General features: G+C 38.5%; 22 protein-coding genes. 2 read left to right on the plus strand and 20 right to left on the minus strand.

Annotated features, from left to right (window positions below):
• Window positions 1-73 precede the first annotated feature (73 nt).
• The 6 genes from EFT72_RS06965 to EFT72_RS06990 all read right to left on the minus strand — a co-directional run bounded on the left by EFT72_RS06965 (window position 74) and on the right by EFT72_RS06990 (window position 5,731).
• Entirely contained in the window at window positions 74-1,426 is a 1,353-nt protein-coding gene (locus EFT72_RS06965; protein WP_124066190.1) for an aspartate aminotransferase family protein, read from the minus strand.
• Between the two features lie 45 nt (window positions 1,427-1,471).
• Window positions 1,472-2,602 carry an iron-containing alcohol dehydrogenase gene (locus EFT72_RS06970; protein ID WP_124066191.1) on the minus strand — a complete coding sequence of 377 codons (1,131 nt, stop codon included), beginning with the start codon at window positions 2,600-2,602 and terminating at the stop codon, window positions 1,472-1,474.
• 26 nt (window positions 2,603-2,628) lie between these two features.
• Complete coding sequence (locus EFT72_RS06975; RefSeq protein WP_124066192.1) at window positions 2,629-3,522, minus strand: ABC transporter substrate-binding protein; 894 nt, start codon at window positions 3,520-3,522, stop codon at window positions 2,629-2,631.
• Between the two features lie 43 nt (window positions 3,523-3,565).
• Complete coding sequence (locus tag EFT72_RS06980; RefSeq protein WP_124066193.1) at window positions 3,566-4,261, minus strand: amino acid ABC transporter permease; 696 nt, start codon at window positions 4,259-4,261, stop codon at window positions 3,566-3,568.
• Window positions 4,262-4,299: 38 nt separating this feature from the next.
• Window positions 4,300-5,022: an amino acid ABC transporter ATP-binding protein gene (locus EFT72_RS06985; protein ID WP_124066223.1), complete on the minus strand. Its 723-nt coding sequence runs from the start codon at window positions 5,020-5,022 to the stop codon at window positions 4,300-4,302.
• 103 nt (window positions 5,023-5,125) lie between these two features.
• On the minus strand, window positions 5,126-5,731 hold the full coding sequence (locus tag EFT72_RS06990; protein ID WP_124066194.1) for a cytidylate kinase-like family protein: 606 nt from the start codon (window positions 5,729-5,731) through the stop codon (window positions 5,126-5,128).
• 162 nt (window positions 5,732-5,893) lie between these two features.
• On the opposite strand from EFT72_RS06990, the gene EFT72_RS06995 reads away from it, so the two are divergent.
• A complete protein-coding gene (locus tag EFT72_RS06995; RefSeq protein ID WP_164473103.1) occupies window positions 5,894-7,015 on the plus strand; it encodes a PucR family transcriptional regulator in 1,122 nt (373 codons plus the stop codon).
• Here the strand turns inward: EFT72_RS06995 and EFT72_RS07000 are convergent.
• The 13 genes from EFT72_RS07000 to EFT72_RS07065 form a co-directional block, all read right to left on the minus strand.
• Complete coding sequence (locus tag EFT72_RS07000; protein WP_124066196.1) at window positions 7,010-7,858, minus strand: Mrp/NBP35 family ATP-binding protein; 849 nt, start codon at window positions 7,856-7,858, stop codon at window positions 7,010-7,012. The genes EFT72_RS06995 and EFT72_RS07000 overlap by 6 nt on opposite strands.
• Window positions 7,859-8,041: 183 nt before the next feature.
• On the minus strand, window positions 8,042-8,518 hold the full coding sequence (locus EFT72_RS07005) for a DUF134 domain-containing protein (RefSeq protein WP_124066197.1): 477 nt from the start codon (window positions 8,516-8,518) through the stop codon (window positions 8,042-8,044).
• A gap of 160 nt (window positions 8,519-8,678) precedes the next feature.
• Window positions 8,679-9,515 (minus strand): MBL fold metallo-hydrolase, encoded by an 837-nt coding sequence (locus EFT72_RS07010; protein ID WP_124066198.1) that lies wholly within the window; start codon window positions 9,513-9,515, stop codon window positions 8,679-8,681.
• Window positions 9,515-9,871: a NifB/NifX family molybdenum-iron cluster-binding protein gene (locus tag EFT72_RS07015; RefSeq protein WP_124066199.1), complete on the minus strand. Its 357-nt coding sequence runs from the start codon at window positions 9,869-9,871 to the stop codon at window positions 9,515-9,517. Before EFT72_RS07015 ends, EFT72_RS07010 begins: the two co-directional genes overlap by 1 nt.
• A 31-nt stretch (window positions 9,872-9,902) precedes the next feature.
• A complete protein-coding gene (locus EFT72_RS07020) occupies window positions 9,903-10,760 on the minus strand; it encodes an ATP-binding protein (protein WP_124066200.1) in 858 nt (285 codons plus the stop codon).
• Entirely contained in the window at window positions 10,757-11,581 is an 825-nt protein-coding gene (locus tag EFT72_RS07025; protein ID WP_124066201.1) for an ATP-binding protein, read from the minus strand. The genes EFT72_RS07020 and EFT72_RS07025 overlap by 4 nt, the downstream gene beginning before the upstream one ends.
• Before the next feature lie 18 nt (window positions 11,582-11,599).
• Window positions 11,600-11,959 carry a NifB/NifX family molybdenum-iron cluster-binding protein gene (locus tag EFT72_RS07030; RefSeq protein WP_124066202.1) on the minus strand — a complete coding sequence of 120 codons (360 nt, stop codon included), beginning with the start codon at window positions 11,957-11,959 and terminating at the stop codon, window positions 11,600-11,602.
• A gap of 194 nt (window positions 11,960-12,153) precedes the next feature.
• Entirely contained in the window at window positions 12,154-13,071 is a 918-nt protein-coding gene (locus tag EFT72_RS07035) for a phosphotransferase (protein WP_243109965.1), read from the minus strand.
• Window positions 13,072-13,498: 427 nt separating this feature from the next.
• Window positions 13,499-13,798: a zinc-ribbon domain-containing protein gene (locus EFT72_RS07045; protein WP_124066204.1), complete on the minus strand. Its 300-nt coding sequence runs from the start codon at window positions 13,796-13,798 to the stop codon at window positions 13,499-13,501.
• Window positions 13,799-13,976: 178 nt separating this feature from the next.
• Window positions 13,977-14,471, minus strand: a complete 495-nt coding sequence (locus EFT72_RS07050; protein WP_124066205.1) for a GAF domain-containing protein — start codon at window positions 14,469-14,471, stop codon at window positions 13,977-13,979.
• Between the two features lie 97 nt (window positions 14,472-14,568).
• Window positions 14,569-16,392: an ABC transporter ATP-binding protein gene (locus EFT72_RS07055; protein WP_124066206.1), complete on the minus strand. Its 1,824-nt coding sequence runs from the start codon at window positions 16,390-16,392 to the stop codon at window positions 14,569-14,571.
• Window positions 16,389-18,149, minus strand: a complete 1,761-nt coding sequence (locus EFT72_RS07060; RefSeq protein WP_124066207.1) for an ABC transporter ATP-binding protein — start codon at window positions 18,147-18,149, stop codon at window positions 16,389-16,391. The genes EFT72_RS07055 and EFT72_RS07060 overlap by 4 nt, the downstream gene beginning before the upstream one ends.
• Before the next feature lie 87 nt (window positions 18,150-18,236).
• Entirely contained in the window at window positions 18,237-18,665 is a 429-nt protein-coding gene (locus EFT72_RS07065; RefSeq protein WP_164473104.1) for a transcriptional regulator, read from the minus strand.
• Window positions 18,666-18,995: 330 nt separating this feature from the next.
• Between EFT72_RS07065 and EFT72_RS07070 the strand changes: the two genes are divergently transcribed.
• Window positions 18,996-20,735: an ABC-F family ATP-binding cassette domain-containing protein gene (locus tag EFT72_RS07070; RefSeq protein WP_124066209.1), complete on the plus strand. Its 1,740-nt coding sequence runs from the start codon at window positions 18,996-18,998 to the stop codon at window positions 20,733-20,735.
• Window positions 20,736-20,806: 71 nt separating this feature from the next.
• Here EFT72_RS07070 and gtfA read toward each other — a convergent pair whose 3' ends face one another.
• Window positions 20,807-22,243, minus strand: a complete 1,437-nt coding sequence (gene gtfA, locus EFT72_RS07075; RefSeq protein WP_124066225.1) for a sucrose phosphorylase — start codon at window positions 22,241-22,243, stop codon at window positions 20,807-20,809.
• Window positions 22,244-22,371: the final 128 nt, after the last annotated feature.

Raw genomic sequence — 22,371 nt, forward strand, 5'->3', positions numbered from 1 at the left:
CGAAAAAACCAAGCATCCGTCAACGGATTTTAAAGTGAGTTTCCATGCATATGTGCCAAATAGTGACAGAATTCTACGTTCTGCAAGTTACAATGGCTGATTTTAAAATTTCAAGTCCACGTTCCAGCTGTTCATCGGTAACCACAAGTGGACATAGAAAACGAATGACATTTGAATAGGCCCCAGCACTTTCAATTAACAAACCATGTTGCGCACAGTTGTTCACAAGTTTGGCTACTAATTCTTTATTGGGAGCCTTATTCTTTTTGTCTTTGACAAATTCAATCCCCATCATACAGCCAATCCCTCTTACCTCTCCGACCTCTTCAAAGGCATCCTTCCAGGAATTGAATTCACTTCTTAATTTGGCGGCAATTTCTAAGGAACGTTTACATAAGTGATCTCGTTCAATGATCTCTATTACCTTCAATGCGGATGCACATGCCAGCGCATTGCCGCCGTAGGTTCCTCCTATAATCCCATTTTTAACGCCATCAAAGATTTCTGTCGATGCAGTTATGGCACTTAAGGGAACGCCACCTGCAATGGACTTGGCTGACACCAAAATATCGGGAGCGCAGCCAGATTCTTCCCAGTAATCGGATACAAACATTTTCCCAGAACGAGCGAATCCAGTCTGTACTTCATCGGCAATTAGTAAAATTCCATGTTCATCGCAAATACTTCTTACAGCCTTCACCCATGCCATGGGCGCCGGGATAAACCCTCCCTCTCCCTGAACGGGTTCCACTACAATCGCTGCCACATACTCCGCCGGTGAGGATTCTTCAAATACCTTCTTAAGCTTTAAAATGGATTCATCCACTGCCATTTCTTCCGTATAACCTACCGGACTTCTGTACAAATAGGGGAATTCTGCCCGGTAGATTCCATCTGGAAAAGGGCCAATCCCCACCGCATATGCTTTTTTTGCGGTCATGGTAGCGGCAAGAAGGGTTCTTCCGTGGAATGCTCCGGAAAATACAATGATATTCGGTCGTCCGGTATAGGATTTGGCTATTTTTACTGCATTTTCTATTGCTTCGGCACCAGAGTTGGCAAACATGGTCTTTCTCGCCTTTGACCGAACCGGAACGATCTCGTTCATTTTTTCAGCAAGCTTTACGTATCCTTCGTGGGTGATGATATTCATCATTGCATGAAAATACTTTTCGGATTGTTCCTTTACCACTTCAATTAATTCCGGGTGACTGTATCCAATATTTAATACTCCTACTCCACCAACCCAGTCAAGAAAAAGGTTCCCGTCAACATCTTCCACCATTGCCCCTTCCCCCCTTTGGATTACACAGGGATAAACAGACTTAATTGCAGACGGAACTGCTTCCTTTCTTCTTTCTAACATTGCGCTTGCCTTTGGTCCCGGCAAGGGTGTGATCACGTTCGGTAGTTTATCTTTTAACATAATTCCCTCCATTCTGCGTATGGAAACGCATCTTTTTGCTTGTTCTTACAACGCGTGTTTGTACAAATTCCTTATCTCCTGTGTGGAAAAAACCACTGGGTGATTTTCCATGCTTTTCGCAGATACCTTCAAACAATTTTCAGTAAGCCAGTCAAGATCATTCTCTTTCACTCCCAGATCTCCAAGGGTTTCTATCAGCTGAATCTCTTTTTGCAATTTATTTAATTGATCAGTAAAATCATGTTCATCCTTTCCCCCAAGAATCTTTGAAAGATGGCTGAACTTATCCGGTTCCCCCTTCATTGATGCCCCGTAAACATAGGGGGCGAGTGCTGCCAGACCTTTTCCATGTACCACATTCTTCAATCCACTGACCGGATGCTCCATTCCATGAAGCGCTGTAACACCTGCCGTATGGATGACCATTCCACCTAACGTGCTTGCAAGGCATAATTGATCCCAGCTTTCCAGATCTTGTGCATTCTGATACAAACGGGGAAGACTTTCAGCCGCCAATCTAGCCCCCTGTAGGGCCATCTGATCGGTCAGTGGCTGAGCAATGGCAGATAGATAGGCATCCATGTTATGACAAAGGGCATCAAATCCAACACTAGCCAATACGGTCTTTGGCATTGTCATCATAAGCAGGGGATCTAGAATGGAACATGCAGGAACGATGGCACCACAGCGCAGGGATTTTTTATCCAGAGTATCTGGATTCGTCATGACCGCAAACCCATTTCCCTCACTCCCAGTTCCGCAGGTAGTTGGAACAGCAACAATGGGAAGTGCCTTGTCGCTGCTTTTTCTCCCATAAATATAATCGTTGATGTCCCCACCATTTAATGTTTGAAACGCAATTCCTTTGGCTGCATCCAGGCTGCTGCCACCCCCAAGTGCAACCACAAGATCACACCTTTCTTCGGTTGCTAATTTTGCTCCCTCATAGATAGTGGTGGTAAGTGGATTGGGCGTCACCTTGTCAAATAACACCCAGGAAACACCACTTTGATTAAGTAACTCTTCGGTTTTCTTAAGTAAACCTGATTCCTTCGTACTTCTTCCCCCAGTAACAAGCAACGCCCGCTTCCCAAGTTGAGCTGCTTTCTCTCCGATTAAATTTGATTTTCCTCTGCCAAATACCAGATTAACCGGTAAATAATACTGAAACTCCATCCTGTCAACTCCAATCCTGTTATTTGTTATTTGATATTTGTTGTCTTTCCGTCTTTGCCATCTACAAAATAATCCTCGGTCAAGCCGTAATCCTCTAATATTTTTAGCAGTGTACCATCTTCTTTCATATCATTTAGACACTGGTTGACATCTTCTAAAAAAGCCTTATCCTCAAAACGAAGGGCTGCTCCAATCCGCCCGCTGGCTTCCGCCTCATAGGGAGACAGTAACTTTAGTTTTAAAGAACTGTCTGAGGCAAGTGTATAGCCTGCAACAATTCCATCTGTAACCACTGCATCCACCTTCCCCATATTTACTGCAGTCATAAGCGTTGCCTGATTATCATAAGCCTCAAGTCTAGCGATTCTCCCCTCCTCTAGCCACTTCTGAGCGGTCTCATAGAAGGTGGTTCCAGGTTGAGCTCCTATAATCTTATCTTTTAAATCTTCTTTGCTTTCAATGGTTGAATCGGCTGGAATTACCACTGCCTCCCCCTCCTGATACCACTTATCCGTAAATGCCGCAATTTGAAGCCGCTCATCCTTTACATACATGGCATCTACAACCATATCAATGTTATTATTATTAAGTTCCACTAAGAGATTGGAAAAATCAATCACTTTCATCTGAATATCCGGTATTTCAAGCCGCTTACATATTTCTTTTAGAATTTCAATGTCAACACCCTCTAGTTCACCTGTCTTTACATCCGTATAGGAAAAAGGTGCATCATTGGATGAGCCGATCAGGATATATCCTTTTTCCTTAATCTTCTCCAGTAGTCCAGATTCCTCTGATGCAGATTGGGAAGCAGGCAGAGCTTTGCTTTTCTTATTTAAACTGCAACCTGACACTCCCATAGCTAGTAACAAACAAACAAGCAACAACACGATTCTTTTTTTTTCATTTTTTTCTCTCATACGATTCACTCCTCTTTCTGGGTTTCTACAAGATATAGTTGCATTAACGCACACGTTTTAGTTTGTGCTCTATGATTCGGCTTACCTGTGACAGGGGGATACTTAAAAGAAGATATACAATGGCCAGCAGCGTATAGGCTTCTACCGTCAAAAATGTTTGGGATGCAAAAGTCTTTGTTCTTAGAAGAAGTTCCTGCACCGATATCATTGCGAGCAATGAGGTATCCTTAATGAGCATGACAAGATAATTGCCAAATACCGGAACCGAATTTCGAAGAGCTGGTGGTATGATAAAATATAATAGTACCTTTTTTTCATGAAAACCTAGGGCAATACCGGCTTCTCGCTGACCAGGATCAACAGCTAATATGGCAGAACGAATCACCTCTGACATATAGCAGCCATAATTGACGGCAAATCCTACAATCCCACAAGTAGAGGCTTTTAGTTGAAGGTTTGTATCATAACCAAACATTCCAAATATTCCATTCAATAAGGTAGGGACTACGTAATATATATAAAAAAATTGCACCAGCAGAGGCGTCCCTCTGACCACTTCTATGAGAATGGCTAAGAAGCGGCTTAATATTTTGTTTTTTGATAATCTTCCAATTGCTAGGAACAAAGCCACCACCAGAGCTAAGATAAAACCAATTATCGTAATATAAAGGACAATTCCAACTCCACCCAATAGGCTGGGTCCCAGGGTGTCATAAGCCTTTTTGAAGTGTAATTCCATGTTACCCTCCCTTTCAGATGCTTTTTTTATCAGTTTCTTTACAACACTCTGGATAAAAATGCTTTGGTTCTTTCATTCTTTGGTTCGGAAAAGATCTCATTTGGCTTTCCCTCCTCTACCACATAACCTTCATCCATAAAAACAACTCGATCAGCCACATCTTTTGCAAACCCCATCTCATGGGTAACTACGATCATTGTCATCCCCTCTTTGGCAAGCTGCTTCATAACATCTAACACATCCCCCACAAGCTCCGGGTCCAGAGCAGAGGTTGGTTCATCAAACAATAGAATCTCTGGCTTCATCGCAAGGGCTCTTGCGATGGCAACTCGTTGCTGCTGCCCCCCAGAAAGCTCTGCTGGATAAGAATCCGCCTTACTATAAAGCCCTACTTTTTTAAGCAATTCACCCGCTTGTTCCCTGGCATCTTTTTGCGAAACCTTATTTAATTTAACTGGAGCGAATATAATATTTTCCATTACAGTTTTAAGTGGAAATAGATTAAACCTTTGAAACACCATTCCCACCTGCTTTCTATAATCGCTAACCTTCTTCCCAAGATGGGTGATATTCTGATCCAAATAAAAGATTTCACCGCCAGTCGGTTGTTCTAACAAATTGATACATCGAAGCATCGTACTTTTCCCAGATCCAGACGGGCCAATTATGACAACGACTTCCCCTTTGCTAACAGATAAATTTATGTCTCTTAAAACTTCCAGATCTTCAAAGCATTTTGACAGTTTCTTTATTTCAAGCATTGCCATCGATACTCCTCCCTTCTTCCTATTTTCTAATAACAAAACAGGCAATGGGCTTTTCTTTTCAAAAAGCACCATTGCCTGTTATAAGCAGTATGAATTTTTAAACTGGTATCTGAAATTTCTTTTTTATAATATCTGACAAAGCATCACAGGTTCCCTCTATTCCAAGCAGACTGGAATCTATCATAATATGTTTATACTCCTTATCGGACATGGAATACCCACAGTATTGTCTATGGTAGGATTCTCTGGCTTTATCTACCGAAGCGATCATCTTCTTCGCATCACTCGGTCCCATATCCAGTTTTTCCACACAATTAATCAACCGAGCCTCATAGGGGGCATAAATAAAAATATTCATAATGTCTTTGTGATCTTTTAAGATATATTCGGCACATCTTCCTACGATAATGCAGGGGCCCTTTTCCGCAAGGTCGACAATGATCTTGCGCTGAGCTGCAAAAATCGAATCTTGTATTTCCGTCGTTCCAAGCCCCAGCGGATAATTCATATTAAAAAAAGCAGATTTTGCGCTCTCCTCAATTCCGCTAATCGTGGACACAGGGAGGTTTAAGTTTTTGGAAGTCATTTCTACAATTTCTCTGTCATAGTATTCAATTCCTAACTTTTCGCTGACCAAGCGCGCTATTGGTCTCCCCATACTACCAAATTGTCTGGCAATGGTTACAATAAACTTCTCACTCATTAGAAACACTTCTTTCTTCGTAAAGTTATCTTTCCATATATGGATTATATCCTCTCAATCCTCAGTATACAATGGTTATTGGACCCAAAATATCAGATAGTTATTGGACTTAGAGTACAAAGTGTGGTATACTCATTCATCATTGACAAGGAGGGGGAAACAATGGAAACACAGGTAACGAACTTATATCATTGCTCCAGAGGAAAATATAATCTAACACTTCACAGCGGAGAAGCTGGAATGACAAACTCTGTTTCTTGGATCTATCTGGCTGAAGATATACAGAATATCCCATTTTTAAAAGGAGGGGAATTTATCTTAACCACTGGTCTATTTACCCTTAGCGGAACCGGGCTCTACGATTTTATCTGCTCTCTGGCAACCTGCAATTGCAGTGGGGTATTAATCAATGTAGGCAAATATTTGCAGCAATCTGATCTAACCGAAGAAATTATGGAGTTTTGCAGAGTCAATCATTTCCCCTTACTCACCATGCCATGGAAGGTTCATTTAGTGGACATTATGCAAGATTATTCCAGTGTCCTACTTCATAATACAAGAAGTACGGATCAATTAAATGCTGCATTTCAAGGATCTATCTATCAAACACCCGTCCATGAAAATATTCTCCTAACCTTAAATCAATATGGCTTTCCTACCACTGGGGTCTACCGAATTATCGTCATCCAGAATCTAAAAAACACCACCAGAGTCACCTTTTCCTTAAACCGAATGAATCTGAAATATCATCTTTTTGAACATGAGAACCGGCAGATACTTCTCTACCTTTCTTCCCCGTCGCAGCCTGAGCTTTTCGATATCGTGGATACCTTACTGTTTTGCGACAGCATCACTTTGGGAATCAGCAATACCTTTCAGTCACTCATGGATATCAGCCGTTGCTACAAGCATGCCCGTTTCGCTCTTGCAACCGCCTTATTTCGGAATTTACCAATGATAAAATTTGATGAACTGGGGTTTTTTCAGATTCTATTTACCTCCTCAGATCCCAGTATTCTACATCAAATGTATGAACGATACCTGGGACAACTGGAACAATTTGATTTAGATCACGATACAAACTATATAAATACCTTAAAAATCTACTTGCTGTCTGACTGCAACCTTTTAAAGACTGCATCCCAGTTGCATACGCACCGGAATACCGTCATTTACCGGCTGAAAAAGATCAAAGAATTATTAAATACCAAGTTGGATGAGGCATCTATAAAATTTGATCTAATGATGGCTTTTTATATCAAAGAATATTTTTCCATCTCATGATTCATCCATTTTACACTTTATTTTTTCCATGGCATCAACAAGATAATCGCATGAAAATCTCTCGAATTTTCCTTCATCTACTAGTTTTGCAATGGCTGGATCAATCGGCATTCTTCCTAATATATCAACACCTATTTCCTTTGAGACTTCAGATAATTTGCTCTCTCCAAATATATTGATTGCTTTTCCACAATCAGGGCACTGCACATAGCTCATATTTTCAACCAAGCCTAAAATTGGTATGTTCATCATTTTCGCCATATTATATGCTTTCTTTACAATCATAGAAACGAGATCCTGAGGAGAGGATACAATTACAATTCCATCTAGAGGGATGGATTGAAATACAGTCAACGGAACATCTCCTGTTCCAGGTGGCAAATCTATCAAAAGATAATCCAAATCTCCCCATACTACTTCTGTCCAAAATTGTTTTACGGTTCCTGCTAAAATCGGTCCTCTCCAAATAACGGGAGTATCTTCTTCCTCTAATAATAAATTAACAGACATAATCTTAATATTATTATGGGTACTCTCTGGTAAAATCCCCATTTCATTCGCCTGTGCTTTTCTTGTAATACCAAACATTTTAGGTATGGATGGTCCCGTAATATCTGCATCTAAGATTCCTACTTCATACCCTTTTCGATTTAATAATACAGCTAACATTGCAGTTACAAAGGATTTCCCTACCCCTCCTTTTCCGCTCACAACTCCAATTACATGCTTAATTGAACTAAACTGATTTAAATTCTCCAGCAAATTTTGCTTGCTGTGTTCACACCCTTCACAGGATTCTTTGGTACAACTGTTATCGGAACAGTCCTTCGTATTTTCCTTCATCGAATAACTCCTTTTTTGTTTTTGGTCTTATGCCCATTATGATATTTTAATGCAGTTTTGGGCATATGTCAATATTGTATATGAATTGTTCGGCGTTTAATCATAAAAAGTGTCATAAAACCAATCCTTTTCCAAGCACTGATCCTATGACGCTCCCTCTCTTAATCCATGTAATATAGAAACCTAACCTTTTTGCCCTCTATGACGCCAACAATTCTTCCGGCAAAACTTGCCTTTGCAATTATCCTGACATATGATTTGACCAGAGCCACAATCTGGACACAGATAGTTTCCATTCTTAATTTCTTCTAGATTTTCAAAGCTTTCTTTCCACTCTTTCCCACAGTCTCTGCATCTGATTGGACATATGTTACGGGTAAAATTACCGCCTTCTATGTGTATCATCTTTCCATGTATTAAGCTATCTGCTATTTTTTCTCTCGCAGATAATAAAATACGTTGAAACGTAGGTCTTGATATTTCCATTTTTTCTGCACATTCGCCTTGTTCTAATCCTTCTAGATCTTTTAGACGTATCGCTTCTAATTCTTCTAGTTTTAATATATTTTCCGGCAGTTCCCCTACTTCTGTATCCGATGGTATGAAATAGGGGATTGCTGGGATATGTTCGATTTTTCTCCATTTTGTTGGTCTAGCCATATTCTCTCCTTACGAAATCTATTCCCTTCGCCCTCTAGGCTAAAGATATCTTGTTCCATATGTATAATCATATCTGATTTATTCAAAATGTCAACAAACACATTCCTATGAAAAGTCCTTCTATGTCAACAAAAATGGAATTAAAACCGATCTGTGATATCTATATTTGTATTACATTCCCCGTATTGTTATACTGGAATTTATCTTTTAGATTCTGCTGTAGAAACCGTATCCCTTTTTCCCCAGTACAATGGGAAACTGCAATTAATTGAATACCCATATCCTGAAACGCATTCATTGTTTTTTCCATTCTCCCTTCATCTGCTTCTATTAAATGCGTTCCGCCAACCACTGCATATATCGGAATGTTTACTCTCTCTGCAATTGTTTTTAGTATATTAACAATTCCAATATGGGAACAACCTACAATAACGACCAACCCTTTTTCCGTTACAATTCCCAATGCGATTTCATCGTCAAACTCATCGGGAATATATTTATTATTTTCTTTTAGATAAAATTTGGTATTTCTACTTTCAAAGTCCGTGTGTCGATGAAAATTATGAAAAACGAGAATATACTCCGTTAAAGTCATTATATCTTCATTTAATTTTCTCAATGGTATTTGATTCTTTTCTAAAAACGCTTCATCAAACGAATTACCATTGTATTGAAAGACGTATTTATCTATTTTCTTATATTTGGGCTTAAAAAATTCTTCTCCAACGATAAGAAGTGGAATCTTGTCAATTTCATCTACTAGCCTCTTTAACCCACCGCTATGATCGTAATGTCCATGACTAATAAGGCAAACGTCCAATTTATTTAAATCTTTATTAAGAGCCTTTGCATTTTCAATAAAATCCCCACTCTGTCCAGTATCAAATAAAAGGTTCTTTCCATCTGCCTCAATATAGAATGATAATCCATGTTCAAACATTAATTTCCCCTGATCTGACGGGTTGTTTTCAATCAAGGTTGTTATCTGCAGCTCCATTATTCGTTACAATGCCCCTCATGTTCGTGTTTTGTACAGACACTTCCTGTGGATTTCAACTCACCGGAAAGATATTGTTTTACAACATGATCTGCAATCCCCTGCGCACCAACTAAAACTTCAATCCCTTTTTCACGAAATAATACCTGCGCTGTTTCCCCCATGCCACCTGCTATGATTATATCTACATTTTTTTCCTTTAAAAAAACAGGAAGGTAGCCTGGTTTGTGTCCCGGATTTGGTACAAATTCTTTATTCTTCACTTCAGCATTCTCCGCCTCATAGAGAGTAAACCCTTCACAGTGTCCAAAATGTCCGCTTACCATTGTTCCATCACTTGCGATTGCTATCTTCATTTTTATTCCTCCATTTGTTTTGTAATTTGGTTCATTCCATAATTTTCATTAAATTTTTCATGTGGCCCCACATGGTTTCAATTGCTTTTTTTGCAGAACTGTCTTCAAAATCTGTGATCGGCCGCAATGTGTTAACCGATTCCATTACCTTTAAATCAAAGGGTACCTTTCCTACGAAAAGAATCTCTTTTTCTTTCACGTAGTTTTCTATCTGAACAGTCATATCAGGATTTATATCATATTTGTTTACACAAACCATAACTTGTGTTTCAAAATGCTCTGTGAGTTCTAGAATTCGTTTCAAATCATCAAGTCCGGATCTGGTCGGTTCCGTTACGATGAGTGCAATATCTGTTTCCGTAATTGATGCAATCACAGAACAGCCAATTCCAGGAGAACCATCTAAAATAGTTATGGATTTATCTGTTTCATATTGCCTGGCATTCTTTCGAAGATTGGTGACTAGCTTACCCGACCCGTCACTACCAATCTCCATTTCAGCTCTGGATATAATCCCTTTCTCTGTTTTGTCCAAAAACGTATCTGCCGTCTTTACTTCTTCTAATGTGATCGCATTTTGAGGACATACCAAAGTACAGGCTCCGCATCCTTCACAATAAATGGAATCAATTGTGGCCTTTTTGATTGCTCCAAACTTACAGACTGCTTCACAAAGATTGCAATCCTCGCAAAGATTTTTGTCTATCTTGGCACATTTTCCCCCATAAAATTTCTTTTCTTCAAGTTCCATTCCTTTATAAAAAAGATAAAGATTTGGCGCATCCACATCACAGTCTACTCGAATTACCTTCTTCACCAGTTCGGATAAAGCAGCGACAATCGTGGTTTTTCCGGTTCCTCCCTTTCCACTTAACACTGATATTATCATAGAAACGCCTCCTGTACTCTCAAAGCGATTCCATTAAAAATCGTTTTATAGAATTCATCCTCGTATAACATAATCCCTTTTGAATAGAACGCTGCCGCTTCCATGCTATATGGAACAACTCCAAATAATGAAATATGATTCTTTTGACAATATTGTTTTATCAAATTATCCTGTCCGTCATCTTTATTTATAATAATTCCATAAGGGATTTTGTATCTCTTTACCAGCTCAACTGCCATTTTTAAATCATGAAGTCCAAATTCCGTCGGTTCTGTGATTAAAATAGCTGCATCTGCATGGTTAAGTGAAGCGACTACATTGCATGATGTGCCTGGTGGACAATCAAGCAAATGATTTTCCTTTGGCAACGCTTTTAAAACCTTCCGTATTACAGGGACTGCCATTGGTTCTCCTACATTTAGAACACCTCGATAACAGGTGATTTCTCCCGATGTCCCTAGTTCCATCGTTCCAATGGAACGCTTTGCATAAGATAAGGCGTTTGTTTTACATACGATTTGACATGCCCCACAGTCATGACATAGCTTTTCAAAAATTACTATTTCTTTGCCTGCCTTCGCCATCGCGTGAAACTGGCAGACCTTCGCACAAGCGCCACACAATACACACTTTGATTGATCCACAACTGGATATTCTACAGAAACATTCTCTTGTTTTTTAATGAGTGGATTTAGAAAAATAAATCCGTTTGGCTCTTCCACATCCAAGTCTACATAATCAATTCCTAATGTCACAGCTAGATTTGTTGATACCGTTGTTTTTCCAGTTCCTCCCTTTCCGCTAAGGACCGCTATATTCATTTGTTTCTCCTCTTCCTGTTACATCCCATGGTGTGCACTGCCTGCAATACTGATTTTAGATAGCAGATTCTTCTGATACTGTTCAATCGCCAAGGATACAGGAACTTCCTTACAGCTATATGCTTTTATCTCAGCTTTTTCAATTAACTCAAATGCATTGGGACCAAGACTTCCTGTGATGATAACGTCTGCTTTTTCATCAATCAGCTGACTTGCTGCTGCAATTCCTGCACCGCCGCCTGAATCCACACCAAGATTTTTAATGGTATGGTATTTTTTTGTATCGGTATCATAAATCTGAAAATAATCACACCTCCCGAATCTTCGATCAAGTATAAAATCTTTATCCTGTCCTGTTGCCGAAACTGCAATTGTCATATTTTTTCCTCGCTTTTTCATTAGTTTTATTATGGGCATATGCTAATTACCATAATACTATTTAAACCGGTTTTTGTCAAATGTCAATTACAATTCTTTAAATCACGAAAAAAATCATGAAAAAAAGTCGAGAAAATCGTTATAATAACGTCTCTCAACTTCTTCTTTTTCATATTCTTATATATTTCACTTTGTTACCACTTATTTGTATCATACCAAGCTGGTACCACGTTGTTAAAATTATCATAATGTTCAAATGCATCTTTACAGCAATCCACCATAAAATCAATCTCATTTTGCCCAAACTTCTCCGCCCATTTGATGGAATGAAGAGAGGCGTGTGCAACATATACCGACAAAGTCTCCCAAAAGTTTTTGGGCACATTGTCATTAAAATAGGCATCAATCTGGCCAATACAATATGGGACACTTAACTTTGTTCCAAAACTCTCTAATTTATAAAATTCCTCATAGGGATCTCCCACCTCCCACCGATTAAAATCAATTACGCCAATCTCATGCGTTGGTGTCAGAATTAGATTTCCTGGGTGGAAGTCTCCATGTTGATATACAACTGGCTTTCGCCATATTTTATCTATATTGTTTTTTATGTATTGTATCGTAGATTCATCCTCAGCAATTCTAATACCTGATTCCTCGTAACTTGCAAGTTGTTTCAACTTCTTCTCTTTTTTGTCCTTGGCTGGGATGTCAGTTTCCATAACTGATATGCTATGAATTGCTTTTAAAATCATTCCGGCTTTTTTTCCCAGTTCATATTGCTCTTTCTCTGTCAGATTAGGGAGTACAACCTCTAAATCCTCCCCATCGACCCAGGATAAGATCATATATACCTTTGTACCATTCATACATGTTCCAAATGCAATCGGTTTTGACATTTCAAATCCAAGTGCTGCATATTTTTGAATCATCTGATATTCCTTACTCTTCTTATCAAAATGCAGTGCATCCGATACTCGAATCAATATACGTTCCCCTGATTTGGTCTTTGCGAAGAATTTTATATCAGCCGACCAGCCTTTATTTATTCGACGAATGTAGTCCCAATTACCGTACTCTGGTATATCAAAAAGCATTTCATATGTTTCCATTTTCATTCCCCCCCATTCCAATCTGTGTATCAACAAATAGGACAATGTTTCAAAGAACTCGCACGAAATGATATCCATACCAATAGGTCGCGATAATGCTTGTCAGAAATAAGCAAAAGAGACCATACCCAAAAAACAGGCCGCTCAAAAATCTCCTTATGTTGGTGCTTTCATATGTAGTCAATACTTGAATTCCACCGTCCAGTATCATAGGGATCAAAAAAATCAAGGCATATAAAATTGGTGGGTGATACATTCCATAGGTTATTCCTATCAGTATTAACCCCACCAATTCGCCGGTACATCTTGCACAAATAGGGAATTGTTTTCCATTCAAAAAAAACGAACGTTCCGCCCTGCAATGACAACCAAAAACAATTGGGAGCCATCGGCTAAAAATACCACTCATAACACGTACGATCCCGCTTTAATAGGCCGAACTTCCGATTGCACCCATAATCCCTAATCCAAATACTAATACATAGAAAAGAATCAAACAACCAACGCTAATCAAAGCGCCTATCCCTGCTGCTTTTGCGCTTTTCGGCTTCGTGTCTTTCCAAACCAAAAATAAAATCAACCCGACAAGTGGAATACAGCAGCCTAAAAATCCCCAACCAATACCGCCATTATCAACCACTTGGGGAGTGTTTTCTTGAGAAACACCGCAATGCGGACATACAACTGCTTTGTTATCAATTTCTTTTGCACAATTTTTACAATACATCTTTTGTATCCTCCAGTTATAGATCATAATAATTTATAATGCTGGTTAAATATACCATATTTTAGGAAATTATGCCATATTTTTTTAAATGTAACGAAAAATCGTCAAAATTACTAGTTTCTCCAAGATGTCTTCCACTCGTTTTACATCATCCTATTATTAGTTTGATTGTAAACACTTATTTACTACTTGATCCATGTAACAAATCCTCCCACTGAATATGAGCGGTCAGAATATTGACGTATTCTTTTAGCCCGTGTAAATCCCTTTCACTGAATCTTGCTTTGATGGGACTATCCACATCTAAGACACCAATCAGTTTATCATTCTTTATAATTGGTACAACAATTTCCGATGCAGAAGCCGCATCACATGCAATATGTCCCGGGAACTGATGGACATCCTGCACCATGATCGTCTCTCTATTTTGAGCTGCCGTACCGCAGACACCTCTTCCCATTGCAATCCTTATGCAGGCCGGTTTCCCCTGAAATGGCCCGAGAACCAATTGATTTTCTTTAAAAAGGTAGAACCCTGACCAATTGATCTTCTCCATGCTCTGAAATAAAAGTGCAGCACTATTGGATAAATTAGCCAAAGCGTCGGTTTCGTCTTGAATTAATCCCTGTAGGGACTGACATAGGGTTTTGTATTCTTCCTCTTTTATGGTCATAAAAATCCTCCTGATGTAATCAATTCTACTGTATTCCTGTCTCATACTATACTATAATTTACAACTGGCTTCAACCGTATTTCAAAGCAATACTGATTTATGCCGCCACAAATTGACTGTTATAAAGTTCTGAATAAAAACCATTCTTAGCAAGCAATTCCTCGTGGTTACCGCTCTCTATAATATCACCATCTCTCATTACAAGAATTACATCTGCATTTTTTATTGTAGACAGACGGTGTGCAATGACAAAAGACGTTCTTCCATTCGTCAGCTTATCCATTGCTTCCTGCACGATATGCTCTGTTCGTGTATCTACCGAGCTAGTTGCTTCGTCTAATATGAGCAGAGGTGCATTCTGAATCATCGCTCTTGCTATGGTTATCAACTGTTTTTGTCCTTCCGAAAGACTCGCCTTATCACTTAAAATTGTGCCATAACCATTGGGTAAAGTTTTTATGAAATGGTGCAATCCAACTGTTTTGCTTGCTTTTATTACTTCCTCTTCTGTAACTCCCTGCTTGCTGTAAATGATATTATCTCTAATGGTTCCCTCAAAAAGCCAAGTGTCTTGTAAAACCATACCAAACTGTAGATGAACATTTTCTCTTGGCACCTGATGAATCGGAATTCCATCAATACAGATTTCTCCTTTATCAATCTCGTAAAATCTCATCAGCAGATTGACCAATGTGGACTTTCCTGCACCAGTTGGTCCCACAATCGCCACCTTTTGCCCTGCTTTTATATGAGCCGAAAAATCATGGATTACAGGCTTATCCTGTATATATCCAAATTTTATATTTTTAAATTCAACATCACCTTTTACCTCTTTCAGACTATTTTCTTTCTCCGTTTCATTCTCTAGTTCCGGTTCCTCTAAGAATTCAAAAACCCGTTGGCTTGCCGCTATGGTTCTTTGCAAATTACTCATAACTGAAGTTAACTGTGACAATGGCTGTGTAAAAAGTCTGATATATAACATGAAAGCTACAATTACACCATATGTGATATCCCCCCTTAAAGCAAGTGCTGCTCCAACAACACAGACCGCGACATATCCAAGATTTCCTACAAAATTCATAATTAGCATCATGAAACCAGAATAAAATTGAGATTTAAATGCACTATTGTAAAGATTTCTGTTACTTTCCTCGAAGATTTCCTTCGCCTCTCTGCTTCCATTATAAACCTTAACAACATTGTGCCCTGTATAAACCTCTTCAATATGCCCATTGATACGGCCTAACTCTTCTTGTTGTTCTCTAAAATACTTCTGTGAAATTTTAACGATTAACGTCAAGAATCCAAAACCGATTCCACTTGCACCGACTGCAGTTAATGCCAAAATCCAACTGTTGTAAAACATCATTATAAGAGATAACAGCACCATTGTAACTGAAGTAATCAACGTGACAATACTCTGATTTAAAGTCTGCCCTATGGCATCTACATCATTGGTCACACGACTTAAAACATCACCAAAACTTGCGTAATCGAAATATTTAAGTGGTAACCGATTTACTTTTTGTAAAATATCAGTTCTCATTTGTTTTGAAACCTTTTGGGTAATGGTTGCCATAATCAGACTTTGCAAATAACTCAAAAGGAAAGATCCCCCATAAAGTATGATTAATATCCACGCTATTTTAGAAACGGCAGCCATATCAATCCATCCAATTACCGTCTTTCCCTCCACCATTGCTGGAAGCCCTTTTATAATTAAATTGGTTAAATCCTTTAATTTTTCCGGTCCAATTATCTGAAGCGCAGTTGCACCTACCGCTGCAACTATAGCTATTAACATGCCACGTAAATATTTCTTACAATATATTAACAGCATTGCTATCGTTGTTTTTATCATGCTGCTTCTTTCCATTGTATCATTCTGCGATTTTTGTTCCAGTATTTGTTCTTTCATGAGATCAATTCCTCCTTACTCAACTGTGACATAGCAATTTCCTTGTAAACATCACAGGTATTTAAAAGTTCTTTGTGAGTCCCCTTTCCAACAACTCTCCCTTCATTTAGTACAATGATCTGATCCGCGTCTATGATCGTGCCGATTCGTTGTGCAACTAGTAAGTTGGTAACTCCCCCTGTTTCCCTCTTAAGTGCGGATCTTAGGATTCGATCCGTCTTATAATCCAATGCAGAGAAACTGTCATCAAATATATATATATCAGGATTGCGGCAAACTGCACGGGCTATTGCAAGTCGCTGTTTCTGCCCCCCAGATACATTTGCTCCTCCTTGGGAGATATCAGAATCGTATTGCATTTCCATTTTTTCCACAAAATCACTTCCCTGTGCAATTCTAATCGCAGACTTTATCTCATCCGCCATTGCCTTTTTCTTTCCGTTCTCTCCATAGCTAACGTTACTGCTTACTGTTCCTCGAAACATGACTGCTTTTTGTGGAACATATCCAATTTTATTATACAGGGCCTCCTGTATATATTCCTTCACGTTGATTCCATTCACCAAGACTTCTCCTTCCGTAGTATCGTAAAATCTTGGAATAAGATTAATAAGCGTGCTCTTGCCACTACCAGTTGAACCAATGAAAGCAACCGTCTCTCCTTTTTTTGCTTTAAAACTAATATTCTCCAGAACATAATCGGTAGCTCCCGGGTATTTAAAGCTGACATTTCTAAATTCAACCTCACCTTCCACTCCTTTCTCCCCATCCTTGGCATGCCCATCAACAATCGCTGGTTTTGTATCCAGTACTTCATTGATCCGTTTTGCAGATACAATCGCTCTTGGCATCATAGTAAAAACCATTACCAACATTAAAAACTGCATAATAACCTGAACTGCATAGGATGAAAACACGACCATATTGGAAAATAGGGGCAAACGGTCCACCACAACTGCTCCATGAATGAGATAAGCCCCGATCCAATAAATGGCCAAGGAAAGCCCGCTCATTAATGCTGTCACTGCTGGCATCATAACTGCCATTCCACGATTCGTGTACAACTGAGCTGCCGTTAATTCTTCATTTGCCTGTTCGAATTTATTTTCCTGATAACCCTCTGCATTGTATGCCCGTACAACACGCAATCCAGTTAGATTCTCCCTTGTGACACGATTCAAATTATCTGTCAAAGTCTGCATTTTTTTAAACTTTGGCATTACAAATATCATAATAATGCCAATGAGTACAAACATGATCCCTAAGGTTACCCCAGTTGCTAAAGACCATAAAACCCCTTTCCCTACGATCTTTGTCATCGCCCATACTACCATAATTGGAGCTTTGATTATCAGCTGCAATCCCATTGTAATTAACAACTGCACCTGTGTTATATCATTGGTTGAACGTGTAATAAGACTATCCGTTGAGAAACGATTGATTTCTTCCATAGAGAAATCAATTACTTTTGAAAACAGTAGACTTCTAAGTCTCTGTGAAAAAGCGGCGGCAATCCTTGCGGCAAAAAATCCCACTGCAACTGCAGAAATAAGGCTTCCTAACGCACAAAGCATCATCCTCCCACCCGCTAACCATATATCTGACATTACACTTCCCGGTGTCTGAATCATATTTGTAATCTGGGCCATATAATCTGGGAGTTTTAAATCCAGCCAAACCTGGACTACAATAAATATAAGACTGGCAATTACTTGAATCCACTCTTTCCATTTCAGGCGTTTAAATAATTTTATCATGTCAATTCCTCCTCTTTTAAACAGTGTTACATACTAACACTGTTAGGTATTAGCATTAATTCATGCAGTCACGGTAGTGACTGCACGCTACATAAAGTCTTCTGGGTTTACTTCCGAAATTTTTTTCATGATCCGAATATATTCCTTTGAATCGTATTCTCCTAAATATTCAAGCAATTTAACTACAAAATTCAACTGCTTCTGTTTCTGTTCGTTTACGTACTCTCTTCCAATCTCTGTTAAATCTATCAAAATTCTTCTGCGATCTTCTGCATCAATTCTTCGCATTATCATCCCTTTTTTTTCCAGACTGTTCAGTACTGCCGCAATCCTGGCTGATGTGGTGCCCATGGCATGACTGATCTCACTTGGAATTGCATTACTCTCATGATCAAAGATATAAGCAAGTACAAAATTCTCACCGTTCATAGAATCGCTCACCCGCTTTTGGGCATTCCTGCCATGCATCTGAGCCATTACTTCCATAAATTCATTCGCTAAATTTTTATAGTCCATGATATCACCTTTTTCATACCCATATTTGCTAACACTATTCATTATATATACTATTAATCATTTTGTCAACAGGTATTTCATAAATATCAAATTATCCCAGGCAACAATTGGGTCAATTGGAAGCCGCAATTTAATGAAAGAATTGTAATAGTTCTTAAAAAATGGTATGCTACCAAAGGTAAACTCGTACGACTGCAACTATTGATACAAAACTCACGATCTCACAACGTTTGATAAGCTCTTTTTTACCGATAGAATTAATCGTGTTGGATAGCGAATGGACGACAAAGGTTTTGACAATCTGTTTCCCACAACACATGGAGGACGAATATGATAAAAATTGAGAACCTATCCTTCTCATTTCCGCAAAAAGATTTATATAATAACATTTCATTTACATTAGAAGAGGGGCAGCATTGTGCCTTTATAGGAACAAGCGGGAGTGGAAAAAGTACGCTGATCGATCTTCTAATGGATCCGGAAAGGTATCTGTACGATGGGAAATTAGAGATATCCCCTAATTGCCGCATCGGTTATGTTAGCCAATTTTCTCAACTGGATAAAACAAAAGAAATCACCGTCTATGATTATATAGGAGAAACATTTATTCAGCTCCAAAACGAAATCACATCGATCTGTACCGAAATGGAAACATCATCAGACATCGATTCTTTACTGGAAAAATACCAGCAAGCTTTGGATGCATTTGATGCAATTGGCGGTGATAATTTCGAAAGCAATTTAAATAAGCAGCTAACACTGGCCGGATTAAGCAAGCATGAAAATCTGCCAGTATCCAAACTCAGCGGTGGGGAGTTTAAACTCATTCAGGTGATAAAAGAGATGCTTACCCGTCCGGATTTAATCATTATGGATGAACCCGACGTGTTTTTAGATTTCGATAACCTTAATTCTCTTGAAAATCTGATTAATACACACAAAGGGTCAATGTTGGTTATTACACACAACCGATATCTCCTAAATCACTGTTTTAATAAAATAATACACCTTGAAAACAAATTACTTCAAGAGTTTGACGGTCGTTATATTGATTATAATTTCTCTTTGCTTCAAAGTAAAATCGAATTACAAGAACTGTCCGCTGCAGACACAGAAGAAATTAAGAGAAACGAAATTATAATTAAAAACTTACGTGCAAACGCAACCGCTCATACAGAAGCTTCCAGAGGAAAATCCTTAAAAGCAAGAGTCAAAATCCAGGAACGGTTAGAGGCTCGTAGAATCAAAGCTCCATTCGTAGAGATTAAACAACCAGAAATCAACTTTAACATTAACAACGAACTAGCAGAAACGATTGCTTTGAAAGTAACTGATTACCGTGTATCCTTTGACGAAATTCTTTTCGAACATGTTGATTTTGAGTTGAAATCCACAGATAAAGTGGCTCTAATCGGCTCAAATGGAAGTGGGAAAACAACTTTACTTCGATCTATTTTTAAAAACAATCATCCAGCCATTGAAATAAACGAGACTATTAAACCAGCTTTTCTATCTCAGCTTCAGGGCGAAATGTTAAATGAGTCTGAAACCGTGATGGATGAGTTTTTTCAAGTAGGCTTTCAAACTTATGATGAGGTTATATCCTATGCCGCAAACTATGGGTTTGAGGAATCCGTTCTTCAGCAAAAGGTAAGTGCTCTATCTGGAGGAGAAAAAAACATTCTGCAATTAGCTAAAATTTCTGCAGGAAAAACGAACCTGTTACTCCTTGATGAGCCGACCAGTCATCTAGACACCTATTCACAGATCGCATTGGAAAAAGCCATTGAAAACTATAAAGGGGCTATTTTAATGATTTCTCATGATTTTTATTCCATCGTAAACTGTATGGATTATATTTTAATCATAGAAGATAAAACAATTCGAAAGATAAGCATGAGAAAATTCAGAAAGATGATTTATGCCAAACATTTCGATAAAGACTATTTAGAAATAGAACAAAAGAAAAAAGCAATCGAAACCAAAATAGAATTAGCTCTAAAAGAAACCGATTTTGAACTTGCAAAGGATTTGTCCGAAGAATTAGAGGAACTGATTAAACTCCTTTAAATAAAGAAACAACCCTATCCCAAACAAATGAGATAGGGTTTCTTTATTTTTCTATCAAATCTTAGAACCTTTTACACATCATAGGTTACAATACTATGCGTTATATCAAATTGATAACTTTTCAAATCAGCTGTAAGTTTTGCGTAGTGAGTATCGTACGTTCTAATGACCGTCATCTTGTGCTCATGATCCAATTTAACCTCTATATTTCCTTCTACTGCAAATGCGGGATGGGTATTGCGAAAGCGCATTAGTTCTAATAATCGTTTTACCACAGGCCGCTCTACTTCCCGATTCACTTCGTCGATGCTATAGGAATGACGGTTAATATCCCTGCCGTTTTTCGTTATTTCCATCAGATCAATATCATTTGCACCTGCAAGTAGGCCTACATAATAAACCTGCGGAATCCCAGGCGCAAAGAACTGTATTGCTCTTGCAAGCAGATAAGCGTCATCCCGATTACCTAGTGCTGAATAATAAGTCGTGTTTATCTGGTAAATATCAAGATTGTTATAAGCTGCAGTATTATAGATTTTTTTTACATTGGCTCCTTGTGTAAACATCTTTTCCCTGGTCGCATCAATGTCCTTATCAGGCATTAAGTCTTTTACATCCACAATTCCAATTCCATCGTGTGTATCCAAGGTTGTAAACTGCTTCTTCGGACACATTTCCAACCATCTTTTTAAGTACGTCCCTTTCCCAGAATACAAAGCGTTTAACACAAGAACCGGCAATGCAAAATCATAAATCCAAAACCCCTGTCCTGCAATCTTCATCTGTATGCTGTAATGCTCATGAATCTCCGGCAAAATCATGACGTTCTTTTCAGCTACAATATCTTCTATTTCATGTAACAAATGAAAGATATCTGGTTCAACAAAAAAACAATTGGTATTGATTTTTTTAATGGCATAAGCAAACGCATCCAAACGAATTATCGAGGCTCCATTCTCGCACATCTTTAATAAAGTATGACGGATAAAATCTTTTGTTGTCTTTGTTGTTACATCCAAATCCACCTGCTCCTCACAGAACGTACACCATACCTTTTCTGTCTTCCCGTTCTTAAAATCCACATCGATATAAGGAGCACGCGATTTTCTTTTATAGATTAAATCAACCTGTTTGGCTGTTGGTTCACCATTCTCCCAGAAATTTTTATAGCGAATAAACATATCTTTAAAGGCTGAATCATCTTGATTCTCTTCAAAGTCCTTAAAATAGTCAGAACATCTTGAGATGTGGTTCACCATAAAATCAAACATTAGATAGTATTTGTCACTTATCTTTTTCACATCTTCAAAGGTTCCGAATTCTTCCTCTACCTTATCATAGCTCATGGGTGCAAATCCTCTATCTGCGGAGGAGGGGAAAAAAGGAAGAATATGCACACCGCCTATTTCATTTTGTAAATGCGTTTGCAGGATCTTATTTAATTCACTTAGATTTCTTCCAAGACTGTCTGCATATGTAATCAACATAATTTTATTATTCAGCTCCATCATCCATACTCCTATCTCATCTTTATCGCATCATTCCATTACTGGATCTCACATCCGGAGGTCATTTCATCTCCATCCTATTGAATTTATCTTAACACATGTAATTTAACCTCTCCTGCGATACTCAC

The sequence above is a fragment of the Clostridium sp. E02 genome, assembly GCF_003833015.1.
Taxonomy (GTDB): domain Bacteria; phylum Bacillota; class Clostridia; order Lachnospirales; family Lachnospiraceae; genus Lacrimispora.

What these genes read in the sequence shown, in the direction of transcription:
- EFT72_RS06965 (WP_124066190.1), bottom strand. Translation starts at nt 1,426, where the DNA reads ATGTTAAAAGATAAACTACCGAACGTGATCACACCCTTGCCGGGACCA.
- EFT72_RS06970 (WP_124066191.1), bottom strand. Translation starts at nt 2,602, where the DNA reads ATGGAGTTTCAGTATTATTTACCGGTTAATCTGGTATTTGGCAGAGGA.
- EFT72_RS06975 (WP_124066192.1), bottom strand. Translation starts at nt 3,522, where the DNA reads ATGAGAGAAAAAAATGAAAAAAAAAGAATCGTGTTGTTGCTTGTTTGT.
- EFT72_RS06980 (WP_124066193.1), bottom strand. Translation starts at nt 4,261, where the DNA reads ATGGAATTACACTTCAAAAAGGCTTATGACACCCTGGGACCCAGCCTA.
- EFT72_RS06985 (WP_124066223.1), bottom strand. Translation starts at nt 5,022, where the DNA reads ATGCTTGAAATAAAGAAACTGTCAAAATGCTTTGAAGATCTGGAAGTT.
- EFT72_RS06990 (WP_124066194.1), bottom strand. Translation starts at nt 5,731, where the DNA reads ATGAGTGAGAAGTTTATTGTAACCATTGCCAGACAATTTGGTAGTATG.
- EFT72_RS06995 (WP_164473103.1), top strand. Translation starts at nt 5,894, where the DNA reads ATGGAAACACAGGTAACGAACTTATATCATTGCTCCAGAGGAAAATAT.
- EFT72_RS07000 (WP_124066196.1), bottom strand. Translation starts at nt 7,858, where the DNA reads ATGAAGGAAAATACGAAGGACTGTTCCGATAACAGTTGTACCAAAGAA.
- EFT72_RS07005 (WP_124066197.1), bottom strand. Translation starts at nt 8,518, where the DNA reads ATGGCTAGACCAACAAAATGGAGAAAAATCGAACATATCCCAGCAATC.
- EFT72_RS07010 (WP_124066198.1), bottom strand. Translation starts at nt 9,515, where the DNA reads ATGGAGCTGCAGATAACAACCTTGATTGAAAACAACCCGTCAGATCAG.
- EFT72_RS07015 (WP_124066199.1), bottom strand. Translation starts at nt 9,871, where the DNA reads ATGAAGATAGCAATCGCAAGTGATGGAACAATGGTAAGCGGACATTTT.
- EFT72_RS07020 (WP_124066200.1), bottom strand. Translation starts at nt 10,760, where the DNA reads ATGATAATATCAGTGTTAAGTGGAAAGGGAGGAACCGGAAAAACCACG.
- EFT72_RS07025 (WP_124066201.1), bottom strand. Translation starts at nt 11,581, where the DNA reads ATGAATATAGCGGTCCTTAGCGGAAAGGGAGGAACTGGAAAAACAACG.
- EFT72_RS07030 (WP_124066202.1), bottom strand. Translation starts at nt 11,959, where the DNA reads ATGACAATTGCAGTTTCGGCAACAGGACAGGATAAAGATTTTATACTT.
- EFT72_RS07035 (WP_243109965.1), bottom strand. Translation starts at nt 13,071, where the DNA reads ATGGAAACATATGAAATGCTTTTTGATATACCAGAGTACGGTAATTGG.
- EFT72_RS07045 (WP_124066204.1), bottom strand. Translation starts at nt 13,798, where the DNA reads ATGTATTGTAAAAATTGTGCAAAAGAAATTGATAACAAAGCAGTTGTA.
- EFT72_RS07050 (WP_124066205.1), bottom strand. Translation starts at nt 14,471, where the DNA reads ATGACCATAAAAGAGGAAGAATACAAAACCCTATGTCAGTCCCTACAG.
- EFT72_RS07055 (WP_124066206.1), bottom strand. Translation starts at nt 16,392, where the DNA reads ATGAAAGAACAAATACTGGAACAAAAATCGCAGAATGATACAATGGAA.
- EFT72_RS07060 (WP_124066207.1), bottom strand. Translation starts at nt 18,149, where the DNA reads ATGATAAAATTATTTAAACGCCTGAAATGGAAAGAGTGGATTCAAGTA.
- EFT72_RS07065 (WP_164473104.1), bottom strand. Translation starts at nt 18,665, where the DNA reads ATGGACTATAAAAATTTAGCGAATGAATTTATGGAAGTAATGGCTCAG.
- EFT72_RS07070 (WP_124066209.1), top strand. Translation starts at nt 18,996, where the DNA reads ATGATAAAAATTGAGAACCTATCCTTCTCATTTCCGCAAAAAGATTTA.
- gtfA (WP_124066225.1), bottom strand. Translation starts at nt 22,243, where the DNA reads ATGGAGCTGAATAATAAAATTATGTTGATTACATATGCAGACAGTCTT.